The sequence below is a fragment of the Thermodesulfovibrionales bacterium genome (assembly GCA_035622735.1).
In the GTDB taxonomy this organism is placed as follows: domain Bacteria; phylum Nitrospirota; class Thermodesulfovibrionia; order Thermodesulfovibrionales; family UBA9159; genus DASPUT01.
In genome coordinates this window covers 1-8,603 of the sequence record DASPUT010000189.1, presented here as the reverse complement: position 1 = coordinate 8,603, position 8,603 = coordinate 1, and the positions used below count along the sequence as shown (strand labels likewise).

Sequence of the window (8,603 nt, the reverse complement as noted above, 5' to 3'; positions counted from 1 at the left end):
CCAGGCAAAGAGACCTGTCGACACGGCGCGCCAGAGAATGTCGCCCAGAGGAACAGGTAAAAAATGGAAAGGTATAAAGGCAAAAACAAACTGCGGGAAATAATAGAAGGAATACATCCAGCCATCGGGATAGATCGGTTGGTTCGTCAACCAGCGGTTAACAACCTCGTGATAAACAGTAGTGACCGTACCTTTCGATGGAGCACGAAAAACAAGGACGCTAATGCCCGCGACGGAGAGTACCCAGACGGAGAGGGCAAGCCACAGATGCAAAAGACGCCCGGCTTCGGAGGCAGGACCGTTCGACTGGGAGGATATGCGTCTCATCCAAAGAATCGGTATTCGGGAAGACGACTCTTTAGAATTTGGTTCCTGAGAATCGTGAGAGATTTCATCGTGCGGAAATGATACCCGTCTTCTTTATCGAACTCCTACGGTTGCTTCAATCGTTCCCGTAGGGCTATCCCCGCATTCCACGCCTTACCGACAGGCTCACCAATCGACCAGTACCGATTATCAGGCATCGTAAGAACGAAAGGGTTCATTTTCTTCACATCCGGCTTTCCGTCAGTCAGAAACCGCTCTTCCGAGTAAAGAGTGACAATCTCGCCGATGAAGAAAGAATTCGTTGGAAGCGAAACCGTTTCGACCAGTCTGCATTCCATGGTGATGGGACAGGTCTTGATCATGGGTGCAGACGGTAATTCCCCGTAGAAGACTTCGAAGAGGCCTGACTTGTCAACGGTCCGCCCCGAGACGATGCCGGTGTAATCCGTGACTTCCACCATAGCAACATTCGGGACGTTCACGCTGAATTCTCCGGTATCCTCTACGGCGGCGTGCGATGCATTCTGTCTATTGAGACAGATGCCGATCATGGCCGGTTCAAAGTTAACGCGGGTCAGCCAATCGAGCGCCATGAAATTAACCTTTCCCTTCAGGTGGGTGCCGAGAATGGTCTGGGTCCAGGGGAGACAGAACAACCTTTTTTCTAAAGGTATCTTTTCCATCCGATTACCTCACGGGCCTGTCGATCCTTTGGCCCTACCGTTAAGCATTATAGCAAGTTTAGCGGTCCTATGCTACGGCATGAGGCAGCCACCGGCGGGAGCAAAACCGCAGAACCCGGAGAATTCACTCTCTGTCAATCCTTCTTGCCCCTCGGTCTCTTGTTCGCCTCGAGCACTCTTTTCCGCAAGCGAATCGATTCGGGTGTCACCTCCACGAGTTCATCTTCCTTGATGAATTCTATGGCCTGTTCCAGGCTCATGACGTGCGGGGGGATCAATTGGAGCGCCTCGTCTGCATTGGCAGCACGAATGTTCGTGAGCTTCTTTTCTTTGATGACGTTCACATCGAGGTCATTGTCCCGTGAGTTCTCGCCGATGATCATGCCCTCATACACCGGCGTGTTTTCCCTGATGAAGAGGACCCCCCTCGGTTGGAGATGGAAGAGAGCGTAGATCGTAGATTTTCCCGGCCTGTCGGCAACGAGGGCGCCTGTCTGCCTCTTCGAAATGGCTCCCTGCCAGGGCTCGTAACCGTCAAAAAGATGATTGAGCAGCCCCGTCCCCCTGGTATCGGTCAGGAATTGCGACCGAAACCCGATCAGCCCGCGGGAGGGTATCCTGAATTCAAGCCTCACCCTGCCGTAACCGTTGTTCTGCATCTTCTGCATCCTCCCCCTTCTCATCCCGACCTGCTGGGTAACGACGCCGACATACTCTTCCGGCAGATCTATGACGAGCAGCTCCATGGGCTCATGGAGAACGCCGTCTATCCTCTTCGTTATGATTTCCGGCATCGCGACGGACAGCTCATACCCCTCTCTCCGCATCATCTCGATGAGGATGGCGAGCTGTAACTCTCCCCTGCCCATGACGGTGAAGAAGTCCGTCTCGGAAAAATCGACCCGTATCGCGACATTGTAGAGGAGCTCCTTTTCGAGCCTCTCCCGCAAATTCCGAGACGTCACAAACCTTCCCTCTCTCCCCGCAAAGGGCGAGGTATTGACGAGAAAGACCATCGAGATGGTAGGCTCGTCGACCTTGATCCGTGGCAGCGGCAGAGGCGTATCGATATTCGTGATCGTGTCTCCGATGGTTATCCCCTCGATTCCTGAGAGGGCCACGATCTCTCCTGCCGAGGCCTCCTTCGCCGCAATCCGCTCGAGCCCCTGGAAGGTGTACATCGACGTGACTTTCGTCTTTGTGATTGAGGAGTCTCCGGTTGCGATCGCGACATAATCACCGACCCGCACCGAGCCGGAGAAGATGCGTCCTATCGCTATCCTTCCCACATAGTCGTCATAGTCGATATTCGTGACAAGGAGCTGCAACGCCCCTCCCCGGTCGCCCTCAGGCGGAGGTATCGTATTCACGATCGTCTCGAAGAGCGGTTTCAGATCCTGCGGTTCGTCTTCAAGATTCAGCTTCGCGAAACCGAGCTTTGCATTCGTGTAGAGAACGGGGAACTCGAGCTGTTCCTCCGTGGCATCGAGGTCGATGAAGAGGTCGTAGACCTCGTTGAGGACTTCCTGAATCCTCGCATCGGATCTGTCTATCTTGTTGATCACGAGGACAGGGGGCAGCTTAAGTTCAAGGGCCTTCTTCAACACAAACCGCGTCTGAGGCAGCGGGCCCTCCGATGCGTCGACAAGCAGGAGCACGCCGTCTACCATCTTAAGCGTCCTCTCGACCTCTCCTCCGAAGTCCGCGTGGCCGGGCGTATCTACGATGTTGATCTTCACGCCGTCATACTGGACCGCGGTATTCTTCGCCATGATCGTGATCCCTCGCTCACGCTCGAGATCTATGTTATCCATGACACGCTCCTGCACCCTCTCATGTGAGCGGAAGATACCTCCCTGCCTCAGCATTCCGTCGACAAGGGTAGTCTTCCCGTGGTCTACATGGGCGATAATAGCGATATTTCTCAGTTCTTCCCGTTTCATGATTCCGACAAACCCTCTCATTCCTTCTTCTCGGTCTTTCACAGGCAATGTCTCCGGCGGGACAATGCGGAGGTATTATTGTATCCGAAGAGGAGGAACAAAAGCCAGCGGGGAACCTGGCCTGCCGCTTCTCTTCCCTCCAAGTATCGGGAGACGCTACTTGATCTCGACCCGATGAAACGTCTCGGCGAGTTCACACTCCGTGCCCTCGGCCATCGAACAGGACCATCCTCGCAGCCATGTCTCGAGGTCAGATACCCCGAGCTCCTTCACCTGGCTTTTATGGCAGCGGAGCGCGGCGACCTTCAGATCGAAGGTCTCCGTAATATCAGAGCGGTAGTTCACATCATCGGAACCGAAGAAGAACATTTCGCGGACCTTGTGAGGTTCGAGCCCTTCTTCCAGAAAGTCGGGATACGCGAGGTGGTCCCGGGCAAAGGGGAATACAGCATCGAGCGTGACCTGTCCGACAATCCTATGGTCCCGGTGCCAGACGTAGCGGCGGTAGGGATCTGAGGTCACGACCGTGGCCGGCCGATACGTCCGGATTTGCCGGACGATCATCTTCCTGAATTCGGGGGTGTCTTCCAGCCCCTGGTCGGGAAGCCTGAGGAAGACGACCTCCCGGACGCCGAGGACCTTCGCCGCTGCCTCCTGCTCGCTTTCCCTTATCGTGGCCAGCCTGACCGGATTCATCGTCCTGTCCGCCGTTCCCTTCTCGCCGCTCGTGCAGACAACATAGACGACCTCCTTCTTTTCCCTGATCCAGCGGGCCACCGTTCCCGAGGCTCCGAATTCGGCATCATCGGGATGCGCCGCAACAACGAGTATATCAGCGGGGGCTGCCATGGGCGACCTCATTGCATCGCGGGTCCGTATTCCCCGCGCACGCAAGGCGGAGAAAAGGCCCCATACTCTCGCGCGACGGCCGAGGCGACATTCGCCCAGCCATAGCCGAGAACGGAAGCGCGTATCCTCTCGCGGGACATACCGCCGTTCATTGAATCGCTCAAAAGCTGCTCGATGGCCGATGCAAACGAACGGGGACTCGGCGTGTCGACGAGGAGTCCTGTCCCGCCGCTTGCGATCAACGTTTCCATGGCTCCCACTCGCGCGGAGATGACGGGCGTGCCGCAGGCAAGCGATTCGAGGGCTACGAGGCCGAAACTCTCATAGTAAGACGGCACGACAAGGACGTCTGCCGCGCTGTAATACAAGGGGAGAAGATCATGTTCGATCCTTCCCTGAAATCTCACCATGCCTTCAACCGAGGCCTTTTGGGCGAACCGTCTCAGTGCGACCGTCGAATCCTCCTCCTGTCCGTCACCGCCGACTACAAGGAACGTGACGCCCGGGAGTGCGCGGAGATGCGCCGCTGCGGCCATGAGCCTGTCGAGTCCCTTGACGGGGGCGAACCTCCCGACGTAGAGAACAATGAACCGGGAATCCTCCAGCCCGAGCTCTTTTCGGGCAAGTCTTTGCGAAACGGGCTGGAACCGTTCCAGGTTCACCCCGCAGGGTACAATCCCGATTTTCTCCCCCGTTACACCGTAGTATCGCACAAGTAGGTTCCTTTCCCTCTCGGTCGCAGCAAGGATCCGGTTGCTCGAGTGGGCCAGTCTCTTCTCGTTGATCAGACGGAGGGCCGGCTCCCTCTCCTGGCCGCAGGCGACTCGCTTCGCGATGCCCGTTGTATGAAACATCACTACGTGAGGCACATACCACCGCTCCTGTACCCGTCGCCCCACGGCGCCGGACAGCCAATAGTGGCTGTGGACGAGATCATAGGAAAGCCGGTTGGCGGACACATACTTTTCAAGAGACAGGAAGACCTCCGGCAGATATCCGAAGAGTCTGTTCTTCGCGACCCTCCCGTTGTTTCCGACTCGCAGATGGATGAGTCGGACCCGTTCGGATAAAAACGCCTCAGAATCCAGCCTCCCATTGTCGGCGCAGGTGAAAATATCGACATTGTGCCCCGCAATGCCGAGTTCGCGCGAAAGTTCACGCACGTACACACTCATGCCTCCCGTGTCCTCGGTCCCGAGTTCACCGAGGGGATTGGAATGGATGCTGAGCATCGCGATTCGCAGCTGCCGTCCGTTTGACGCCGCCCGGACTCCGTTCAAGACGCTGCGGGAATCGATAACCGGAGATGAAATCATTTCAGGACGACCTCGCAGTGATGGAGCTTCGCCGGAAGGCCGCCGAGGCGTCTCTTGTATGGCTCGCTGCCCCGGAGGAAATTAAACTTCTGCCTGCCGCGCGCGATGCTTTCCCGTATGCTGAAGACGATGCCGAGCAGTCCGGCGCTCAGCTGGCTAAATTCCCCGTCGTAGCCGCTGTTATAGAGATAGATCGTCGAGTCGTAGTCGAAACACATCGTCGCCGCAACCGGCATACCGTTCAGATCGAGAAAAAAGAGCTTTAAGAGTCCCGCTTCGGCCATCGCCGCTGCAAGAGACCTGAAGAACGACTCGACCGCAACGGTCATGAACCGCACCTTTTCGCTCGCATTGGCCCGGAAGAGTGCCATGAAGGCGTCCATCGCAGCTGCAACCTCTTGCTTCTCTTCGATGACTCGCACCGCGATATCTCCCGCACTTTCAAGACGGCGGAGCTTTCGGCGCGTCTCGTGCCGCTCCCTTCCCGACAACAGGCCGAGGTACCCGTCCCAGGTTTCCGGCAAATCCATCTCGAAGAGCTCGTCCACGGGCTCACAGGATACAGTGTCGTCAAGCACGGTAGAGCATGCCTTGACACAGGAGAATGCCGCCGAATCGGATCGGACGCGACCCATGTCGAGACGGCTGATGCCCTCCCGCTTCAGGCGATCCGAAAGGGTCAAGAAGAATTCTCGCTCCCGCGAGGGCGTGACGATGAAGTCGCTATAGTCGATCAGGTCGCTGTCACCGATGAGATGAGCCGTCTCTCCGCTGATTAAGAGTGGCGCCGCACCGAGGAGCAGGTCCCGCTCCGTCACGACGTAGAGGCGCGTCTTCGACCCCTGCCCGAAGTGCGACGACCAGACACGAAGCCACGGGGGAAGCATGAAGAGACAACCCCACTTCAGCGGACTCACGGAAGCCCGCCAGTAGAGATCCAGATCATGAAGCGGTCTGACGGTTACCGTCCCGCCGATCCCTGCCCTCATGAGTTTTAAACCACTTTCTGACATGCCTGTTCACCTCGGAGACACCATTTCTCGTGCACTCTCGGCAGCTCACGAAACCAAACGCCAATGGTACCCGTCCCGGGTATCATCGACTTCAATCTTTGACCGCTTCAGGCAGCCGCGGATCGCATCCGCTTCGTGCCATTTATTATTTTGCTTGAAGAAAGCCCTCAATGCAAGCAATTCATCAACAAGAGGCGCGAGGCATTCCTGCCGGCTTCCCGGGGTAGAGGCGAGACGCATTCCGAGAAGAACGACGAATTCGCGAAGAAGCTCCCGCGCCTGGAAGATGCCCTCGGGTTTCAGATTCTCCTGCACGGCTTTCCAGATGAGCCCGTCGAGAGCAAGGAGGGCGTTCGCGGCATCACGGGCATCATTGTCGAGGCCTTTGAAGAACGCAGCTTCCAGGGCGTGAACGGCATCCCAGAAACCCGACTCTTCAGGCAGAGGTGCCGGCTCCGAGAACTGGTTTTCCGATGGAGACATTGAAGGGACAGCGCCGGCACCGCTTCCCGAAAGCAGGCCGAGAGGGAGGCGTTCTCCTCTCCCAAATGTCCTCTCCTTTCCACGGTTTCGCAGCGTCACCGTGCCGATACCCTTTATCGAGAACTCTTCCCTGTCGAGGTCTATAAGACAGGCCGTGTGCTCGTCAAGACCGATGATACCCACATCCTCGGGGAGCATCGACTCGAGAATCCTGAAGCGGGCATCTCCCATGAAGCAGAAGCGGGTGTCGTGATTCCCGCCCTCTGCGTTGTTCCAGTGCGGAATGACCAGCGCATTGAGTCCGAAGTAGCTCAGGATGTCAAGGCCCTCCACCCAACGCAGCTCCTCACCGACTTTATAAATCTCGTATACAGGTAGCGTGAACCGTCCCACAGTGAGTGCGGCAGCACTGGCCGCAACGAGACAAGCGCCCCTTTCGATCCGCCGGTCGATTATCTCCGGGATAGGAGTCCCCTTCCACTGCCGCAGCGCGTATGTCGGGCTTCCGGGACCGACAAGAAAATAATCGGCCTCTTTCATCATGCGAAACGCCCGTTCAGCTTCGAGGGCAGGGACGTCCTTCGACTTGTATGAAACGACAGTCATCGGATAGCCGACGTTTACGCGGAAATACTCCACCGCCCTTTCAGACAACTGGTCGGCATTCAACTGGAACCCGGCGGGCGTGTCGAGAAAGATCGCTTTGGGAGCGCTGCCGAGGCGCGCGAGAATCTCCTTATGAACCTCGACCATCGTAGCGGTGAGTTCTCCGGAGCCCATAAGCGCGATCATGCCCTTTCTTGATGGCAAAAGAGACCTCCTCGCTCCCCTTACTGTGGGCGGCTGCCCTTTGCAGACTGCTGTATACGATTCAGAGAGAGGTTTCTCAGCCTCTCTTCGCTACTCCTTCGCTACCTTAATTTGAGCGCCTTTCGCCCGCGTTGTCAAGTAGACACGTATAGAGACGGCGCTTTTCGGCAGAATAGACCGCCCGTATGATCGTGGAAGGACATTTCCCGCCTCATTGCTTCCCCGTGCGAAGGCCTGTCAGCGAATCATTGTTTCGAGCGCTCATAAAGATACCGGCGCTGCAAGCTATTCGCTCTTTAGATCAAGGCTGTGAGTAATCTTCGTTACGCCTTTTATCGTGGCAGCCACGGAGCAGTACTTATTCTGCGACAGCTCAATCGCCTTATCGACTTTCGCGCGCAACAGGTTCCGTCCCTTGACCACATAATTGAGGTGAATCTCGGTGAACTGCCAGGGCGGCTCCGGGGCCTGCTTGGCATCGGCAGTGATGCGCAGTCCGGTCAGGTCCTGGCGCTGTTTCTTGAGGATTTCGACTACGTCGTAACATGAACACGCGCAGAGGCTGATGACGAGCAGGTCCGAGGGCTTGAGCCCCTTCCATTCCTGCCACTCCGCGTCGTCTTTCTTCGGCCAGGATCCGGCCACAACCGTATGCCCATGGCCGTCCCGTCCGATGAACAACCTGCTGTCTTCACCGACCCATTCGAGCGCGATCTGTCCCATACTGTCTCCTTGCCCTTCTTTTTTCTATAGCATACCATGCGTAATCGGTGTTTTCGAGTCTCAACCCGGATCGTGAAAATCGCTTCTCCCCGGGATTCCGCGCTGTCGCGGCGCGTCTTCGGCATCATCGTCTTCGGCATCATCCTTGACATCAATCGAAGGCGTGCTATAGTGAAATTACGAATAAAGAACAGGCATGTCGCTATAATGGCGAACATCTGCAAATTATGGAGGAGCCATGAAAAGAGGAATCGACAGAAGGGAATTCCTGAAACTTGCGGGCATTGGAGGCGTTGTCTTCATTTCGGGCATCGACAGTTTTGCCTCTGATCAGGGGAAAAAAGGAAGTCAGGATGATTTCTTCTTTGTCCAGTTATCCGACACGCATTGGGGGTTCAGCGACGCAAAGATCAACCCGGATTATACGGTTACGCTCAAGAAGGCGATCGCCTCCGT

At 56.5% G+C, this 8,603-nt stretch carries 9 protein-coding genes; 1 reads left to right on the top strand and 8 read right to left on the bottom strand.

Annotated features, from left to right (window positions below; genetic code table 11):
- The 8 genes from VEI96_10155 to VEI96_10120 form a co-directional block, all read right to left on the bottom strand.
- Window positions 1-273 (bottom strand): hypothetical protein (locus VEI96_10155; protein HXX58350.1); only part of this gene is annotated, 273 nt, incomplete at its 3' end.
- A gap of 158 nt (window positions 274-431) precedes the next feature.
- On the bottom strand, window positions 432-1,010 hold the full coding sequence (locus tag VEI96_10150) for a flavin reductase family protein (GenBank protein HXX58349.1): 579 nt from the start codon (window positions 1,008-1,010) through the stop codon (window positions 432-434).
- Between the two features lie 134 nt (window positions 1,011-1,144).
- Window positions 1,145-2,995: a translational GTPase TypA gene (gene typA / locus VEI96_10145; GenBank protein HXX58348.1), complete on the bottom strand. Its 1,851-nt coding sequence runs from the start codon at window positions 2,993-2,995 to the stop codon at window positions 1,145-1,147.
- A 114-nt stretch (window positions 2,996-3,109) separates the two neighbouring features.
- Window positions 3,110-3,802, bottom strand: coding sequence for a PIG-L deacetylase family protein (locus VEI96_10140; GenBank protein HXX58347.1), 693 nt, complete (start codon window positions 3,800-3,802; stop codon window positions 3,110-3,112).
- Window positions 3,803-3,810: 8 nt separating this feature from the next.
- Entirely contained in the window at window positions 3,811-5,118 is a 1,308-nt protein-coding gene (locus tag VEI96_10135) for a glycosyltransferase (GenBank protein ID HXX58346.1), read from the bottom strand.
- The gene (locus tag VEI96_10130; protein HXX58345.1) at window positions 5,115-6,131 is read right to left on the bottom strand and encodes a GNAT family N-acetyltransferase; all 1,017 of its coding nucleotides are present in this window, start codon (window positions 6,129-6,131) and stop codon (window positions 5,115-5,117) included. The genes VEI96_10135 and VEI96_10130 overlap by 4 nt, the downstream gene beginning before the upstream one ends.
- Before the next feature lie 45 nt (window positions 6,132-6,176).
- Window positions 6,177-7,424 (bottom strand): Type 1 glutamine amidotransferase-like domain-containing protein, encoded by a 1,248-nt coding sequence (locus tag VEI96_10125; GenBank protein ID HXX58344.1) that lies wholly within the window; start codon window positions 7,422-7,424, stop codon window positions 6,177-6,179.
- 285 nt (window positions 7,425-7,709) lie between these two features.
- A complete protein-coding gene (locus VEI96_10120) occupies window positions 7,710-8,147 on the bottom strand; it encodes an OsmC family protein (protein ID HXX58343.1) in 438 nt (145 codons plus the stop codon).
- A 238-nt stretch (window positions 8,148-8,385) separates the two neighbouring features.
- On the opposite strand from VEI96_10120, the gene VEI96_10115 reads away from it, so the two are divergent.
- On the top strand, window positions 8,386-8,603 hold a 218-nt coding region (locus VEI96_10115), incomplete at its 3' end, for a twin-arginine translocation signal domain-containing protein (GenBank protein ID HXX58342.1).

Bases quoted from the DNA above. Each gene is read 5' to 3' on its own strand.
- VEI96_10150 (HXX58349.1), bottom strand. From the start codon at position 1,010: ATGGAAAAGATACCTTTAGAAAAAAGGTTGTTCTGTCTCCCCTGGACC.
- VEI96_10140 (HXX58347.1), bottom strand. From the start codon at position 3,802: ATGGCAGCCCCCGCTGATATACTCGTTGTTGCGGCGCATCCCGATGAT.
- VEI96_10135 (HXX58346.1), bottom strand. From the start codon at position 5,118: ATGATTTCATCTCCGGTTATCGATTCCCGCAGCGTCTTGAACGGAGTC.
- VEI96_10130 (HXX58345.1), bottom strand. From the start codon at position 6,131: ATGTCAGAAAGTGGTTTAAAACTCATGAGGGCAGGGATCGGCGGGACG.
- VEI96_10120 (HXX58343.1), bottom strand. From the start codon at position 8,147: ATGGGACAGATCGCGCTCGAATGGGTCGGTGAAGACAGCAGGTTGTTC.